We start from the raw sequence: 16,417 nt of genomic DNA on the forward strand, positions 1-16,417 counted from the left end.
AACCGAAGCATTACTGTTATTGCTTTTCAAAAAACAATTAGAAAACCCATCAAAAGCAGCGATATTTAAGCATGGACCAAACCAAAACCAAAGGTTATAAAAAGATAAAAGCATGGCTAAAGACCAATAAACGCAAGCCTTTTCAGTTTCAGGAAGATGCCTGGCAGTATTATTTGGATGGTTACAGTGGTTTGGTAAATGCACCTACAGGTTTTGGAAAAACATTTTCTTTATTTTTAGCCGTAGTAATTGAAGCTTTAAATGCAACTAAAGGCAACAATAAAAAAGCAAAAGACCGTTTACAGTTAATCTGGATTACGCCGCTCCGCTCCCTGGCCAAAGATATTGCAAGGGCCATGCGCGAAACCTTATTGGAGCTGGAGTTGGATTGGCACGTTGGTGTGCGTAATGGTGATACCTCTCAGGCAGAGAAATTACAGCAGAAAAAATCGATGCCCGAAATTTTGTTGATTACACCAGAAAGCCTGCACTTGTTACTGGCGCAAAAAGGCGCTTCAACTTTGTTCAAAAATCTTAAGTGTATTGTTGCTGATGAATGGCATGAGCTTTTAGGAAGTAAACGAGGTGTGTTGGTGGAGTTGGCCGTATCGCGGATTAAGGGCTTACAAAAGCTAGAGAAAAACCAGTTTTTAAGAATTTGGGGAATTTCTGCCACTATTGGTAATATTGAAGAGGCACTGGATGTACTCGAACCCAATATGGAGGCCAAACGGATTATTGTTAAAGCTGATTTAGAGAAGAAAATCCTGATCAAATCAATTTTACCCGATGATATCGAAACATTGCCCTGGGCTGGGCACTTGGGTTTAAAACTGGCCTACAAGCTTTTACCGATTATTGAGAAAAGTAAAACCACTTTAATTTTTATCAATACCCGCGGACAATCGGAAATGTGGTATCAACATTTGTTGAATATCGAGCCCGAACTCGCCGGAAGGATTGCCATACACCATGGATCTATAGATTTCGAGCTTCGTAACTGGATTGAAGATGCTTTACATACCGGACAGCTTAAAGCTGTTATTGCTACTTCATCGTTAGATTTGGGCGTCGATTTTAAACCTGTTGATACTGTTGTTCAGGTAGGCTCGCCAAAGGGTGTTGCCCGGTTTTTGCAAAGGGCGGGCCGCTCCGGCCACTCCCCTCACGAAACCTCTAAAATATATTTTTTACCTACCCATGCATTAGAACTGGTAGAAGCAGCAGCGATTAAAGAAGCAGCCAAAACCAACAATATAGAGAGCCGTGAGCCTTTTATCATGGTATTTGATACCTTAGTTCAATATTTGGTTACATTGGCTATAGGCGACGGATTTGATGATAAAATCATTTACGAAGAGATTAAGAACACCCATGCTTTTAAGCTTATCCTTCCCGAAGAATGGACCTGGGTAATGCAATTTATTACCTCAGGTGGAGATAGTTTAAGTGCCTACACCGAATTTAAGAAAGTAGTTAAGGACGAAGATGGGCTTTGGAAAGTAAAGAGCAGACAATTGGCTATGCGACACCGGTTGCATATTGGAACAATTGTAAGTGATGCAATGTTAAAGGTTAAATTCATTTCCGGTGGTTACATCGGAATGGTTGAAGAATATTTTGTTACCCGGTTAAAAGCTGGCGATAATTTCCGTCTGGCTGGCAGGGTTTTAGAATTTATCCAGGTAAAAGATATGACTGTTGTGGTGAGGGTAAGTAAACAGAAAAATGCGATCTCTCCGAGCTGGAATGGTGGCCGCTTACCCCTTTCTTCCAATTTAGGGTCGGTTTTGCGGAAAAAATACAATGAAGCATTGGATAAAACACATCAGGATGAAGAATTAGATGCGGTGTATCCTCTGTTTCTATTACAGGAAAAACGTTCTCATGTACCTAAAAATGATGAATTACTTATCGAACTCATTAATAACAAAGAAGGTTTTCATCTCTTTGCCTATCCATTTGAAGGGCGTTTGGTACATGAGGTTTTGGCTGCCCTGGTTGCGTATCGTTTAAGTAAATTGTTGCCCATCAGTTTTTCTATTGCCATGAACGATTATGGTTTTGAACTTTTGAGCGAAACAGAAATTCCTATGGACGAATCGATTGCCTACGAGGTTTTTTCGCCTGTAAATTTGACCGAAGATATTACGTTGAGTATCAATTCAACTGAAATGGCAAGACGGAAATTTAGAGATATTGCCTGCATTTCCGGACTCGTTTTTCAGGGTTACCCTGGTAAATATGTAGCCAATAAGCACCTCCAGTCATCTGCTGGTTTGTTTTTTAATGTTTTTAGCGATTATGATAAACATAATTTACTTTTGCGACAGGCATATGATGAAGTTTTTTACCAACAACTGGAAGAGCCAAGGTTGGCGGCAGCATTGGATCGAATTCAGCATGGAGCAATTGTAATCACCAATCCTAAAAGTTTTACACCCCTGTCCTTCCCGATTAAGGTAGATAGCCTGCGTGAAAATATGAGCTCAGAAGAATTGGAACAACGGATTGTAAGGATGAAGGCAGAATCGGAAAAAATTAAGTAAAATTACCTGTCAAGTTGAGCCTGTCGAAACGCCTCAAAAGCCCTTCGACAAGCTCAGGATGACATAGCATAAAATAAATGACCATTACAAGCCAGGGTGAAGAATTGATTTTAAATAAAGAAAGGGCTTTGTTTTTACCTAAACATCAGCTTTTGGCCCTAAGCGATCTGCATTTGGGTAAATCTGCGCACTTCCGTCAGGCCGGTTTGCAAGTACCTTCTACCATTGCCCAAACAGATCTTCAACGCTTAAGTTTGTTGATTAAACAATACAACCCTAAAACATTGCTAATTAATGGAGATATGTTTCATCATGGTTTGAATACCGATATTGATGAATTTTCTGTATGGAGAAAACAATACCAGGAGCTTAACTTTCTATTGGTAAAGGGGAACCACGATAGGCTTTCGGACGCCAATTATGCTACGATGAATATCGAAATACATGAACCTAGTTTTTGCCTGGGGCCATTTTGCTTTATTCATGATGCTCCAAATGGTATGGAAGAAGAGTTATACCCCATCAGCGGCCATATCCATCCGGGGGTAACCATTGTGGGCAAAGCCAAGCAAAGATTAAAATTTCCATGCTTCTATTTTGGTAAAGACTACGCCGTTTTGCCCGCTTTTAGTTTATTTACCGGGCTTTATACGGTTTATCCGAAAGTAAACGAACGCATTTTTGCAGTAACGCCTAAAAGTGTGGTAGAAGTTTAGGCGTGAGCATCAATTACCTGTTTCAACTGCGATACCTGTAAAACACCACTTTGTCTCCACACCTGTTTTCCGTTTTTAAAGAGAATTAAAGTAGGTACGCCCTGAATATTAAAAGAAGTAGCAGCTGGTTGATTTTTATCGATATCTACTTTAATGATAGAAACAGCATCGCCAACCTGAGATTTTAACTGCTCTAAAATTGGCTTCATCATTTTACAAGGACCGCACCACTCGGCAAAAAAATCAACAAGAACAGGTTTATCACCGTTAATTAAATCTGAAAACTTAGCCATGATATTTGTGTTTATTTAGAAACAAAGATAAACTGGATTGGTTTTTAACGAAAATCGTCATTTCGAACGAAGTGCAACGTAGTTGAGAAATCTATAATAGATCTCTCCTCCGAAGGAGTTCCTTTGGAACATTCCGCTATGCTTCAGTCGAGATGACGAATTTGATTGATTAATTATTCAATTAAGCGCTTATTGGCAATTCTGCGGCTAAGGCAGCAACCCAACTTTCAAATAAAGCTTTTTCGATTTTGATTACCTCAGCTGCATGATTTTCCCAATCATCGGAAAAACTAACCAGTTGGTTCATCATTTCTTCTAAGTGGCCTTCCTCTTCTAAAATAATCGATTTTACGTTTACTTTGCTTTTAGCTTCATCTAAAACCGCTTGATAAATTGGATACAATTCATCGGCACGCACTTCAATCGCATAGGTAACAAATAAATAGGCAGCGAATTTTAAATCGTAACCGGAAAGGTTAAATACAGCTTTTAAATAACGACAAACCGCAATATCTAAAGCATGCAAATAGTATTTTGTATGATTTGGAGATAACAACTCAGCATTCGAGTAAGTTTTACAAAGTGTCTCGTCAATCTTCGAAATCTGCTTTTTTAAATAATAAGCATGACGATGCTCTTCTGCAGCGTGTTTAAGAATAATCAGGTTTACATTTTCTTTATGCTCTGAAGCTGAAATCTTCTTTGCACCTGCATTTTCCATATAAGATAGCGTATTTAACCATTTGGCATGCAATACGTTATCCGAAACTATCAATTTTAAATTTGAAGCTAACATTCTTGATTGTTAAACTGGTAAATTGTTAATTGTTGACCTTACACCAACTGAAAAAAGTTAATTATAAACTGATTAAATTTCTCTGTTCAGGTCCCAGCCTTCTAAATAATCTGCTACTCTACGCACAAACATTCCCCCTAAAGAACCGTCTACAACCCTGTGGTCGTAAGATAAAGACAAGAACATCATATGTCTAATCGCAATCACATCACCATGTTCGGTTTCTAAAACAGCTGGTTTCTTTTTAATGGCGCCAACGGCTAAAATAGCCACCTGAGGCTGGTTAATAATTGGTGTGCCCATTACATTTCCGAAACTACCTACATTAGTTAACGTAAAAGTGCCACCTTGCGTTTCATCAGGCTTTAGTTTAGAGTTTCTCGCTCTCGCAGCCAAATCATTAACTGCTTTTGTTAAGCCAACCAAATTTAACTGATCAGCATTTCTAATTACAGGAACGATTAGGTTTCCACTTGGTAAAGCTGCGGCCATACCAATATTGATATCGCGTTTTTTGATAATCTGCGTGCCGTTAACCGAAACATTGATCATCGGGAAATCTTTTATCGCTTTAGCAACTGCCTCTACAAATATTGGCGTAAAGGTTATCTTTTCATTTTCACGCTTTTCGAAGCTGTTTTTTACTTTATTGCGCCATAAAACCATATTGGTTACGTCGGCTTCAACAAACGAAGTTACATGCGGTGAAGTTGTTTTACTCATTACCATATGATCGGCAATCAGTTTACGCATTCTATCCATCTCTATAATTTCGTCGCCACCACCAACACTGGTTGTTGATGTTTTATTTACAACTGGCGCTGCTGAACTTGTTTTATTTTCAGCCGTTTGGTTTGTTGGTGGAGTGGGCGCTGTTATGATAACTGTTTTGGTTAAAATTGGTGATGCTCCATTTTTATTGGCAATATAATCTAATAGATCATCTTTATTTAACCGTCCATCAGCACCAGAACCTTTAATCGCATCAAGCTCTGCTAACGAAATATTTTCTTGTGCAGCAATACTTTTAACCAGAGGAGAATAAAAGCGGTCAGACGAGCTGAAATCAGTTGCTGCAGTAGTGTTTTCTGATGGCAGTTGTGCAATTCCAGGAATAGTTTCAGTTTTTTCTTCAGCTATTGGCTTTTCTACAACCGGAGCTTCTGTTGTAGAGGTTTCTCCACCTTCAGTTTCAATAATGGCAATTACATCGCCCACCTGGGCAACTTCATCTGCAGCAAATAACTGTTTTACCAATTTACCGGCAACCGGAGAAGGAACTTCAGAGTCTACCTTATCAGTAGCGATTTCCAGAATGGTATCATCTAAATCAATAGAATCACCTGGTTGTTTTACCCATTTAATCACCGTTGCTTCCGCAACACTTTCACCCATTTTTGGTAACAATAGTTCGTATTGAGCCATATTAAATTACAGTATTTTATATTGGTAATGCTACAAAAATACAGTTTTTATTCTTTCTAAACTGTTTCTTTAAGGAGATTTAATAACATGGCTAATGCCGATGCTGCAGAACGTTCGATGTTTTGAATACGTTTGTTACTGAAATTAAACAACTTAGCTACAGTTTTGTGTTTTGAAGAAATTGCGATCCATACCGTGCCAACTGGTTTGTCTTCTGTCCCACCGTCTGGACCGGCAATGCCACTAACCGCAATAGCGTAATCTGTTTTGAAATGTTTAATTGCACCGTCAGCCATTTCTGCAACGGTTTGTTCGCTCACGGCGCCAAAGGTATTTAAAGTACTTTCTTTTACACCAAGAATAGATTCTTTAAGCTCGTATGCATAGGCTACCGCCCCGCCCCAATAAACCGAAGAAGAACCTGGGTGCTGCGTAATCAGGTGTGCTATGTATCCACCAGTACAGCTTTCTGCTGTAGATAAAGTTAAACCCTTGCTTTTCATGAGATTCAGGATCGCTTTTTCCAAGGGAATATCTTCATCTGTTACTACAAACTTATTTACTTTTGAAATGATCTGTTTGGCGTAAAGCTCAACTTCCTTAAGTAACGCTGTTTCGTTATCGCCTTTGGCCGATAAGCGCAAACGCACTTGTCCTAATTTTGGCAGATAAGCCAATTTGATGTGTGCTGGCAAGCTATCTTCAATTTCCTCGATCTCTTTGGCCAGAAATGATTCGCCTATATTTGCCGTAAGAATAGTTTTATGTACAATAAACGGCAGCTTAAATCTGCTCGTAATTCTGGGTAGAATTTCGTCATCCATTAGGTACATCATTTCGTAAGGCACACCTGGCATCGATACAAAAATGGTGTCATTTTGTTCAAACCACATGCAAGGCGCAGTACCATTTTTATTTACAATAACCTCACAACCATCCGGAACATCAGCTTGCTGAATATTGATATCCAATAAAGGACGTTTGTATTTTTCGAAAATCTGACGAACCATTTCCAATGCTCCGGGATCATTTCGAAAGCCCATATTGAAATACTTTGCCAAGGTTTTCTTGGTAATATCATCTTTGGTCGGGCCTAGTCCACCAGTAATTAAAACAATATCTGCACGTTTTTCGGCAAGTTCGAGGGCTTCAATAATATGTTGCTCATCATCAGAAACTGAAGTAATCTGCTTAACGGAAACCCCAATTAAATTTAACTGTTTAGCCATCCAGGCAGAATTGGTATCAACGATTTGGCCAATGAGAATTTCATCACCAATGGTAATAATTTCGGCTAGCATAATTTATTGGTATGTGCTGTAAAAACCTTGTCTTTTGCTCAATTTCAAATCCTGTAGTATTGATGCCTTAACTTTTATGGTAACAGAATAACTTTTGTAAGCACCGTATGGAACCCAGTTTACACTCATATCCCAGCAATGTAAATCGCGGTAAATAGCTAAATTCATTGGGGTTAAGCCATTGTTCTTAAAATCGTAACCTGAGTTAAAAGTAACTTTCCACTTTGGTGTTAAGTTAACATCGCCATTAAAGTTTAGTGTATTCGAAATTGTATTGTTGTTCCCGTCATTCGAATATTGAAAACTGTAAGAAAAAGAGAAATTCCAGGGAATGTTAAAATCAACAAAAGCATTTGGATCACGACTTATAGCCGCTAATTGTTCTGACTGTATATCGGTTAATCCTTTTTTATTGGCTGCTTCGCCTAATTTATCATTAGCCTCGTTTTTACGTTTTAATGCCTCTGGATTTAAACTATAATCGAATGAGAAGCCAAAGTTAGTTAAACGTGGCAGGAATTTGTTCTTCTGGAAAAATAAACGATCCTCTCTTATTTTAATGATTTGACCGTTAACCGTTGTGTCTTTTAAAGCATATGGGTCTAATGTTCCATTATAATTTATACCCAGTTTATCGGTAAACTGCGACCGGCCACTAAAACCAATGGTTGATAATTTATAAGAAGGGGCCAGGAAATTGTATGAACCACTAAAACTCAAACCTTGAATAATTGGGATCTTTTTTGATCCTGTTCCGGTCGTATCGTTTTTATTCCTCACCTTCAGTTCCACGGTATTATCTAACCCAAAACCAATGGAAGCATTAGGGCCGCCAAAAGAGCCCGGCTGTGCCATACCATCAAAAATGGAATATTTTAAAGGTTGTCCACTGGTATAAATTTGATTACCATTTTGGTCTATTGCAGGTCTATATGGCCCTGCTCCTGCTTTGGTAAAATCCGGAGAATAAGAGAAGGAAACATTCGGAGTCATTACATGCCTCAACGCCTGGATTTTACCTGCTGGATTAAAATCTCTTCTGCCATAAATTTTGGTCGACATACTGGTTGATAGGCTGTAGCTGCCCGCTCTTTTAAACCCACTGAGGGTATCTTCTCTAAAAGTATAGGTATTATCGGCAAACTGCGTATATCTTCTATTTACACTCTGGAAATTCCAAACCTCATTATAGGTGCCACCCAAACTAAAGTTTAAATATTTTAAGGCAGTAAAAGACATATTTACCGGAATACTATGTGAAAATCCGCTTCTTAATCGCTTTAAACCATCATTTTGAAACAACAAACTATCAAAAGTATCAATTCTGTTGGTTCCCTGTAAGCTATAACCAACCGTTATTTTTTCATACCATTTTTGTTCGCCGACTGCATCCTTAGGGCGAAATGGGTTAAATGTTGGTACGTTGAATGTCATTTCTGGCAATCTTAACGATATCGCTCTTGTACTTAAAGTCTGATCACTTGATGCAGCCAAAGAGAAGTTCATCCCGTTCGAATAGGCCTTCGCATAACTGATACTACTACTTGTTGAGTTGGTTGCGATGGTATTAATGTCGTATGTAGTACCTGCTGCAGTATTTTTATAGTATCCTCTTTTTCCTGTTGATACCAATCTCACGCTGGCACTAAATGTGGTACCTGGATTGGCGTTGGCATTTTGGCTATGGCTCCAATTGATACTAAAGTTTTTGGTCGGGTTTTTAAAAGCCTCAGTACCTTCTAAACCATCTTTAAAACTAGAGTAAGCTAAGTTAATGTTACCATTGTACTTATATCTTTTGGTGTAATTACTTAACAAACTTGTTTCATAAGAACCATTAGTATATATGGAACCTAAAAGTTTGGCATCCCAATAATCGTTCAATCCGAGGTAATAACCACCGTTTTGTAAGAAAAAACCCCTAGTTGCATCTTCGCCTGGTGTGGGAAGGATTACACCCGATGTTCGTTTGTTAGGTTTTGGAAAAAAAGCAAAAGGTAGCCCCAGAAAAGTGGGGATATCTTCGATAATCATGTAAACCGGCCCGGTAATAATCTGTTTTTCTGTTACCACCCCTTTAGAAATCATTAATCCAAAATGCGGGTGTGGAAGATTACAGGTACTGTACATTACATTTTTAATGTGCAGCTCATCATCTATTTGCTTTTTACTCTGTCCACCAGAGAAGAAACCTCCCTCTTGTTCAGAAAAAACACCATATACTTTAGCCCGGGTTGTTTCTGAATTGTAAAAAATAGAATCGGCTATGGCTGTTCCATCAGCACCCGATTTAAAGATTGGTTTTCCGGTATATCTACCAGTTTTCGGATCTTTAACACCACGTGCAAATATGGAATTTTGCTTTTTATCGTATTTGATATAAGCCGCATCTAGCTCAAAATCACCGTATACCACCCTTGCGTTACCGTATAAATATACAATGCTTTTATCGGCACTCATTTTTACCGAATCCTCTGCTTTGTATTCTACTTTCTGGTCGATACTGCTATTATTTTTACCTGTCTTTTTAGTCGTATCCTTTTTGGTTGTGTCTTGTTGGATGATTTGTTGCAATGAAAAATGAGAAAATGCGTTAGCTTTACCAACAACAAGTGTTAATAAAATGACAGATATTAGTAAAATAGAGCTCTTAAGAAGTTTCAAATTCGTATTTGAATGTTATTTTTGCACAAATGTTTAATCAAAAACGTTCAAAATTAGTGAAAAATATACCATTGATGTATCTTAAATCCATTTTAACAATTATTATTTATTTAGTGTTATCAAATTCAGTTGATAATCAGGTGTTTGCGCAAGAATATAAAATTAAAACAATTGTGATCGATGCCGGTCACGGTGGTAAAGATGGTGCAACCCACGGCGTGTATTCGAAGGAAAAAGATGTGGCGCTTAAAACGGCATTGAACCTTGGCCGGGCGCTTCAAGATAGTTTGAAAGATATCAAAGTTATTTATACCCGCGAGTCGGATGTATTTATTCCTTTATACGAGCGTATCAATATTGCAAATAATGCAAAAGCCGATTTATTTATTTCTATCCACTTAAATGATATGCCGGTTAGGGTATCGAGGGTGGTAGATTACTATAAAAAAGTTAGAGGCAGAAAAGTACCTGTTTATAGAACCGTTACTTCTAAAAGCACTTCAACGAGGGGAACAGAAACCTTCGTGTCGGGAACTCGCCGTTTAGGTGAGCAGGATGAGGTGATCAAACGAGAAAATGCTTCGATGTTTCTGGAAGAAAATTATCAGAAAAACTATGAAGGGTTTATTGCAAATACCCCCGAAAGTGACATCATGTTATCGTTAATGAAACAAACCAATAGAGATAGGAGTTTAAAGTTTGCTTCGATGCTTCAACAAGAATATGTTAATGCAGGCCGAATCAACAGAGGCGTACAAGAGAAAAGCCTTGCGGTATTGGCCCGTGCAGCTATGCCTGCTGTGTTAACTGAAATTGGTTTTGTGAGTAATTCAGATGAAGAAGATTATATGAATTCTCCTGAAGGGCAAAATGAAATTGTAAATGGAATTATTAAAGCAATTAAAAATTATAAACGTATAGCTGAAACATCATTTTAATATCCCTCCTGCATGAAGATTAAACTTCTGATTACAATACTTTTATTTTCGTTACTAGTTGCTGAAAAAGCGCCTGCTCAGGGTTATAAGATCAAAACAATTGTTATTGATCCTGGTCATGGTGGCAGAAAACCCGGAGCCTCTGGTAATTTTTCGAAAGAAAAAGATGTTGCGTTGAAGGTTGCATTAAAATTAGGTGCCTTATTAAAGGAGCAAATGCCGGATATTAAAATAATTTTCACACGGAAAACAGATATAGATGTTGACTTGTACAGGCGGGCAGAAATAGCGAACGAAGCTAATGCCGATCTTTTTATATCGGTACACTGCAATTCAATGCCTCCAGGCAACAAGCATATCAAAGGAGTAGAAACATTGGTTGCTGGATCGCACCGGTTAAAAGAACAGGATGCTGCCATACGTGAGAACGCCGATATTAAATTGGAAAAGAATTACAAAAGTAAGTACGATGGGTATGATCCAAGTAATCCGAGTAGTTTCATTCTTTTATCGCTTTTAAAAAATGCCTTTCGGGACAAAAGCATTAATTTTGCCAAGCTAATACAGAACAGTTATATCAAGCGGGATGAGCGATTAAGTCGTGGTGTTAAAGAACAGGGCGTTTTGGTATTGCAGCGCTGTGGTATGCCGGCCGTTTTAACAGAAGTAGGTTTTATCTCGAATACAGAGGAAGAAAAATATATTAATTCCCAAAATGGACAGAATGAAATTGCCAATTCTATTTTGGAAGCAATAAAAACATACAAAAAAAATATTGAGGTTAAATAAGTGGCATTATAAATGATGTTTATTTTACCTTTGGAAAAAATATAAAACAGATACCAAACAAATAGTGCAGCCTTTGTGTATTTATAGGGTTTAGCACAAGAATTAATTACGCTCTAACAAGTGAAGAAAAGATACCTTCAGCGCTTGTAGCCATTAAATAAAACACTCATGAAGATTAAGAACGAAACCAAAGTAGGTATTTTAGCTGCATTTGCCATTGCTTTATTAATAATTGGATATAATTTTTTAAAAGGAAATTCAATTTTCTCAAATGAAACTACATTATATGCAAAATATACAAGGGTTGATGGTTTAAGTGTTTCAAAACCTATCCTGATCAATGGTTATCAGATTGGCCGGGTGGCCAAATTGGAGCTACAGCCAGACGGTAGTATTATTGCAACCTTAAGTGTAAACAGCAAATATGAAATTCCCGAAAATAGTATTGCCCGCTTAGAAGGTACAGATCTTTTAGGCAGTAAGGCCATTGTAATGTCGTTAGGTAATTCAAAAAAGATGGCCGAAGATGGTTACACCTTAAACGCAAATGTAGAAAAGGGCTTAATGGAACAGGTACAACCGGTTCAAAAGAAAGCGGAATTAATTATCGGTAAAATGGATTCTATTCTGAGTAGTGTAAACTCTATTCTGAACCCTAACTTCCAGAAAAACGTTGATAAAAGCTTTAACAGTATTGCTGGTACATTGGCTTCGTTAGAAACCACATCGAAAAAAGTTGATGGTTTAGTAGGTTCAGAAAGCGCACGTATTGAAGCGATTTTTAAAAATGTTGAAGGTATAACGGCCAACCTTAATAACAATAATCAAAAAATCAGCGATATCTTAACCAACATTAATACCGTTACCGATAAGTTTGCAGCAGCTAACTTTAAACAAACCTTGGATAATGCAAACAATGCTATTGCTGATTTACAAAGTGTAATTTCAGGAATTAAAGATGGGAAAGGCAGTTTAGGATTGTTGTTAAACGATGATAAAATGTATCAGAATTTAAATAATGCTTCAAAAAATCTTGATGAATTAATGATCGATTTGAAAGCCAATCCTAAACGTTATGTACACTTCTCGGTATTTGGAGGTGGCAACAAAAAAGACAAGTAATTAATTTTTATAAAATCGAAAGCCTTATAGTTTTAAATTGTAAGGCTTTTTTTATGGTTGTGAAGTTCTAATATGCCTATTTTTTGCCACGGAAGCACAGAGGGCACGGAAAATTGACGGCTTATTCTTTAGTCATCCTGAATGCAATGAAGGGGCTTTAAATGATGGGAAACATAAGATGGGATAGAATTAATTCATCGCCGATTTACATTATCCGCGGGAAAAATTTCTGCTATAGGTTCCCGCAGATTTAAGAAGATAGACGCAAATTGTATTTAACTTTTTCTTTGCACCCAACTCTGTGATTCTTTGTGTAATCCTCTGCGTGTTCTGCGGTAAAAAAGATAAAAATCCCTAAAGATGAAAAGTCCTCCCCTCAACAGCCAACTCCGTATTTTCAAAAACAGATTGTGCTTCTTCTAAAAGCATTTGTAAGGTTTTGTAACGTGAAGAAAAATGGCCGATAAGTAATTTCTTTACACCATTGATTTTGGCCACCTCTGCTGCCTGTAAAGCGGTTGTGTGATGTGTTTCGTTAGCCCTATCCAATAAATCGTGCATAAAGGTAGCTTCGTGGTATAAGGTATCACAATTTTTTATGGTAGCAAAGTAACGCTCATCAAACAAGGTATCAGAGCAATAGGCGTAACATCTTGGTGCATCTGCTTCGGTGGTATAATCTTCACTGCGTAAAATATCGCCATTTGGCAGTTCTACGTCAATTCCCTTTTTTAAAGCCGTATAATACGCCATAGGCACTTCATCAGTCTTATCTTTAATGAGTTTCCGTTGTCGTTTCTTCTGCTGAAAAATAAAACCCGTTGTAGGGATACGGTGATTTAAAACAATAGTTTTAACTGTTAAATCACTATTCTCGAATATCTGTCTGGACTCATCGGCTTCAATCGGGAAAAACTCAATTGGATATCTTAATACTGTATCAGAATATTTGAACTGAATCTCTAAAATTTCCAATAAAGGTTTGGGGCCAAATATCTGTATGGGTTTTATCCTGCCGTTTAAATGCAAACTGGAAAGCAAGCCTATTAACCCGAAATAATGATCGCCATGTAAGTGGCTGATAAAGATATAATCGATGCGGGCGGCTTTAAGGTTGTACTTGGTCAATTGTTGTTGTGTGCCTTCACCACAATCGATGAGGTAATATTTTTCATTACAATTTAAAAGCTGAGCCGATGGGTTCCTGTTAAATACAGGAGTTGCAGAACTGCTTCCTAAAATTGTAACTTCAAATTTCATCATGATAAGATATAAAAAGCCTCGTAGATTTTTAGAAACTACGAGGCCGGAATGTTATTTAAATATTTGTTATTTAGCGCCTCTAAACTCTTTCTCCAACTCATCCATGAAGATAAAATCAGTTGCTTCGTCTATTGTATTAACAAACGTTACAGATTGGAATATGTTTGATAATTCGATAATCGATGCCAATTCATCATTAATTCCGGTTACAATAAATAACCCACCTGCCGATTTGCAAAGCCTATCGCCAACCAATAAGCAGCTTAAATCCTGCGCATCGCTACACTCGGTAACATGACTTAAATCAACAATTATATTTTGAAATCCTTCTGCGTTGAGCAAATAGAATTCTGATTTCAACCCCGGAGCATTATCGTTTGTAAACTTAGGCTCTTCTAACTTTAAGGTTACATATTTATCGTGTTTATCTACTGAAAATTTCATCTCTCTAATCTTTATTTTACTAATGTATAAATTTCTTTCGAATTTAAAGTGTTTCTAAAGCCTTTAAAACATTGGTTTCAATACGGCTAGAAATTGCATCAGCATCAGCTTTTATAAAGGTCTCTCCTACAATTTGTTCGTAAAGTTCGATGTAACGTTCTGAAATTGAATTTACAATTTCAGGTGTCATTTCTGGCACAACCTGACCATCTTTCCCCTGAAAACCATTTTCGATTAACCATTTTCTCACAAATTCTTTTGAAAGTTGCTTTTGTGGCTCATTATTATTCTGGCGGTCCTGATATCCTTCTGCATAAAAATAGCGTGAAGAATCTGGTGTATGTATTTCGTCAATCAAATAAATTACGCCATCAGCAGTGCCGAACTCGTATTTCGTATCCACTAAAATCAATCCGCTTTTTGCAGCAATCTCAGTTCCGCGTTGATATAGTGCGTAAGTATATTCTTCTAATTTGTCGTAGTCTGTTATAGAAACAATGCCTTTTGCTAAAATATCTTCTTTTGAAATGTCTTCATCATGCCCTACCGAAGCTTTTGTGGTTGGAGTAATAATGGGCTGAGGTAGTTTATCGTTTTCTTTTAATCCATCAGGTAGAGAAACACCACACACTGAACGTTTTCCTGCGCTATATTCGCGCCATGCATGACCGGCCAAGTAACCTCTAATTACCATTTCAACCTTAAAAGGCTCACAGATACGGCCAATCGTAACCATTGGATCTGGCACATCTAAAACCCAGTTAGGAACGATATCCTGGGTAGCTGCTAAAAATTTAGCTGCAATTTGATTTAATACCTGTCCTTTAAATGGAATGGCTTCAGGTAATACTACATCAAAAGCAGAAATACGGTCTGACACCACCATTACCATAAACTGGTCGGCAATAGTATATACATCGCGAACTTTACCTTTGTAAAAATTACTTTGATTTGGGAAATTGAAATGAGTTTCTTTTAGTGCTTTCATGAGGGGATAAAAATAGGAAAAAAGTCCGAAAGTCGGAAAGTCTTTAGTCCATAGTCCACAGTCGATTTAGACTCAAGACTATAGACTATTGACTCGGGACTCTTCTATTGAATATCGCCGTAAGCTTTCAGGATATCTTTCACTAGTTTATGTCTTACCACATCTTCACCGCTTAAGTAAATAATATCGATGCCTTTAATATCTTCTAAGATCCTTAAGCCGTTAAATAAACCCGACATCTGTTTTTTAGGCAAATCGATCTGTGTAACGTCGCCAGTGACAATAAATTTAGCTGTTGGTCCCATACGGGTTAAAAACATTTTCAACTGCATATCGGTGGCATTTTGCGCCTCATCTAAAATAACGAAACAGTTATCTAGAGTACGTCCGCGCATAAATGCCAGTGGCGCAATTTCTATCGTACGGTTTTCGATGTAGAATTTCAATTTCTCTGCAGGAATCATATCATCCAAGGCATCGTAAAGTGGACGTAAATATGGATCGATTTTTTCTTTTAAATCGCCAGGTAAGAAACCAAGGTTCTCCCCTGCTTCGACCGCCGGACGGGTTAAAATAATCCGTTTAATTTCTTTATTCTTTAATGCCCTAACAGCCAAAGCAACGGCGGTATATGTTTTTCCGGTTCCAGCGGGCCCAATTGCAAATAGGATATCATTTTTAGCAATACTGCTTACCATTTTGCGCTGATTAGCGGTTCTTGCCTTAACTAAAAGGCCGTTGGTACCAAAAACAATTACTTCTCCACCGCCTCCGGTAGGTTGTTCTACATCTTTTTTTACTACACCGGCTGCTTTTGCACCTAGTATAGATTCTACGTCGTTATTGGTGAGTGAGCTATATTTCTCGAGGTGTGCAATAAGCTGGTTAAACTTATCCTCGAAAGCCTTAAGTTCCTGTTCATCACCGAGAACCTTAACATCACTACCTCTCGCTACCAGTTTCAACTTCGCGAAAGCACCTTTAATCATTTCGTAATTCTCGTTATTCGGCCCCCAAAAGTGAGCAGGATTTACGGTATCCAGAGTTAATTTTAATTCGTTCAAACTGTAGTATTTTAAAAAGTTATCGGGGTATATTAATTAAAATTTGAATATTTGCAGACGCTTAG

General features: G+C 37.7%; 14 protein-coding genes. 5 read left to right on the plus strand and 9 right to left on the minus strand.

The annotated features are described in order from the left end of the window. The first annotated feature begins 71 nt into the window (after positions 1-71). Both J7E57_RS12105 and pdeM read left to right on the plus strand, forming a co-directional pair. Positions 72-2,549 (plus strand): ligase-associated DNA damage response DEXH box helicase, encoded by a 2,478-nt coding sequence (locus J7E57_RS12105; protein ID WP_215128775.1) that lies wholly within the window; start codon positions 72-74, stop codon positions 2,547-2,549. Between the two features lie 77 nt (positions 2,550-2,626). Beyond that, the gene (gene pdeM, locus J7E57_RS12110; RefSeq protein WP_215128777.1) at positions 2,627-3,265 is read left to right on the plus strand and encodes a ligase-associated DNA damage response endonuclease PdeM; all 639 of its coding nucleotides are present in this window, start codon (positions 2,627-2,629) and stop codon (positions 3,263-3,265) included. On the opposite strand, the gene trxA is transcribed toward pdeM, so the two are convergent. The 5 genes from trxA to J7E57_RS12135 all read right to left on the minus strand — a co-directional run bounded on the left by trxA (position 3,262) and on the right by J7E57_RS12135 (position 9,654). Then, positions 3,262-3,558 (minus strand): thioredoxin, encoded by a 297-nt coding sequence (gene trxA / locus J7E57_RS12115; RefSeq protein ID WP_215128779.1) that lies wholly within the window; start codon positions 3,556-3,558, stop codon positions 3,262-3,264. The two genes, pdeM and trxA, sit on opposite strands and share 4 nt — an antisense overlap. 181 nt (positions 3,559-3,739) lie before the next feature. Next, positions 3,740-4,354 carry a hypothetical protein gene (locus J7E57_RS12120; protein WP_215128781.1) on the minus strand — a complete coding sequence of 205 codons (615 nt, stop codon included), beginning with the start codon at positions 4,352-4,354 and terminating at the stop codon, positions 3,740-3,742. A 72-nt stretch (positions 4,355-4,426) separates the two neighbouring features. Next, a complete protein-coding gene (locus tag J7E57_RS12125; protein WP_215128783.1) occupies positions 4,427-5,779 on the minus strand; it encodes a dihydrolipoamide acetyltransferase family protein in 1,353 nt (450 codons plus the stop codon). Positions 5,780-5,835: 56 nt separating this feature from the next. Continuing rightward, positions 5,836-7,080 (minus strand): competence/damage-inducible protein A, encoded by a 1,245-nt coding sequence (locus tag J7E57_RS12130; protein WP_215128785.1) that lies wholly within the window; start codon positions 7,078-7,080, stop codon positions 5,836-5,838. A 3-nt stretch (positions 7,081-7,083) separates the two neighbouring features. After that, positions 7,084-9,654 (minus strand): putative LPS assembly protein LptD, encoded by a 2,571-nt coding sequence (locus J7E57_RS12135; RefSeq protein WP_251029895.1) that lies wholly within the window; start codon positions 9,652-9,654, stop codon positions 7,084-7,086. Positions 9,655-9,818: 164 nt separating this feature from the next. Between J7E57_RS12135 and J7E57_RS12140 the strand changes: the two genes are divergently transcribed. The 3 genes from J7E57_RS12140 (at position 9,819) to J7E57_RS12150 (ending at position 12,593) form a co-directional block, all read left to right on the plus strand. Continuing rightward, on the plus strand, positions 9,819-10,682 hold the full coding sequence (locus J7E57_RS12140) for an N-acetylmuramoyl-L-alanine amidase (protein ID WP_215128788.1): 864 nt from the start codon (positions 9,819-9,821) through the stop codon (positions 10,680-10,682). A gap of 12 nt (positions 10,683-10,694) precedes the next feature. Beyond that, positions 10,695-11,471: an N-acetylmuramoyl-L-alanine amidase gene (locus J7E57_RS12145; protein WP_215128790.1), complete on the plus strand. Its 777-nt coding sequence runs from the start codon at positions 10,695-10,697 to the stop codon at positions 11,469-11,471. Between the two features lie 168 nt (positions 11,472-11,639). Continuing rightward, positions 11,640-12,593, plus strand: coding sequence for an MlaD family protein (locus J7E57_RS12150; protein WP_215128792.1), 954 nt, complete (start codon positions 11,640-11,642; stop codon positions 12,591-12,593). A gap of 354 nt (positions 12,594-12,947) precedes the next feature. Here the strand turns inward: J7E57_RS12150 and J7E57_RS12155 are convergent, their stop codons facing one another. The 4 genes from J7E57_RS12155 to J7E57_RS12170 all read right to left on the minus strand — a co-directional run bounded on the left by J7E57_RS12155 (position 12,948) and on the right by J7E57_RS12170 (position 16,352). Next, positions 12,948-13,853 carry a ribonuclease Z gene (locus J7E57_RS12155; RefSeq protein WP_215129189.1) on the minus strand — a complete coding sequence of 302 codons (906 nt, stop codon included), beginning with the start codon at positions 13,851-13,853 and terminating at the stop codon, positions 12,948-12,950. 69 nt (positions 13,854-13,922) lie between these two features. After that, on the minus strand, positions 13,923-14,300 hold the full coding sequence (locus J7E57_RS12160) for an STAS domain-containing protein (protein WP_029275133.1): 378 nt from the start codon (positions 14,298-14,300) through the stop codon (positions 13,923-13,925). Positions 14,301-14,343: 43 nt separating this feature from the next. After that, the gene (locus J7E57_RS12165) at positions 14,344-15,288 is read right to left on the minus strand and encodes a phosphoribosylaminoimidazolesuccinocarboxamide synthase (RefSeq protein WP_215128794.1); all 945 of its coding nucleotides are present in this window, start codon (positions 15,286-15,288) and stop codon (positions 14,344-14,346) included. 104 nt (positions 15,289-15,392) lie between these two features. After that, positions 15,393-16,352, minus strand: a complete 960-nt coding sequence (locus tag J7E57_RS12170; protein ID WP_029275135.1) for a PhoH family protein — start codon at positions 16,350-16,352, stop codon at positions 15,393-15,395. Positions 16,353-16,417 lie beyond the last annotated feature (65 nt).

It is taken from the genome of Pedobacter sp. ISL-64, from assembly GCF_018613605.1.
Taxonomy (GTDB): domain Bacteria; phylum Bacteroidota; class Bacteroidia; order Sphingobacteriales; family Sphingobacteriaceae; genus Pedobacter.

Bases quoted from the DNA above. Each gene is read 5' to 3' on its own strand.
- J7E57_RS12150 (WP_215128792.1), top strand. From the start codon at position 11,640: ATGAAGATTAAGAACGAAACCAAAGTAGGTATTTTAGCTGCATTTGCC.
- J7E57_RS12165 (WP_215128794.1), bottom strand. From the start codon at position 15,288: ATGAAAGCACTAAAAGAAACTCATTTCAATTTCCCAAATCAAAGTAAT.
- J7E57_RS12140 (WP_215128788.1), top strand. From the start codon at position 9,819: ATGTATCTTAAATCCATTTTAACAATTATTATTTATTTAGTGTTATCA.
- J7E57_RS12145 (WP_215128790.1), top strand. From the start codon at position 10,695: ATGAAGATTAAACTTCTGATTACAATACTTTTATTTTCGTTACTAGTT.
- trxA (WP_215128779.1), bottom strand. From the start codon at position 3,558: ATGGCTAAGTTTTCAGATTTAATTAACGGTGATAAACCTGTTCTTGTT.
- J7E57_RS12155 (WP_215129189.1), bottom strand. From the start codon at position 13,853: ATGAAATTTGAAGTTACAATTTTAGGAAGCAGTTCTGCAACTCCTGTA.
- J7E57_RS12125 (WP_215128783.1), bottom strand. From the start codon at position 5,779: ATGGCTCAATACGAACTATTGTTACCAAAAATGGGTGAAAGTGTTGCG.
- J7E57_RS12120 (WP_215128781.1), bottom strand. From the start codon at position 4,354: ATGTTAGCTTCAAATTTAAAATTGATAGTTTCGGATAACGTATTGCAT.
- J7E57_RS12160 (WP_029275133.1), bottom strand. From the start codon at position 14,300: ATGAAATTTTCAGTAGATAAACACGATAAATATGTAACCTTAAAGTTA.
- J7E57_RS12105 (WP_215128775.1), top strand. From the start codon at position 72: ATGGACCAAACCAAAACCAAAGGTTATAAAAAGATAAAAGCATGGCTA.
- pdeM (WP_215128777.1), top strand. From the start codon at position 2,627: ATGACCATTACAAGCCAGGGTGAAGAATTGATTTTAAATAAAGAAAGG.
- J7E57_RS12130 (WP_215128785.1), bottom strand. From the start codon at position 7,080: ATGCTAGCCGAAATTATTACCATTGGTGATGAAATTCTCATTGGCCAA.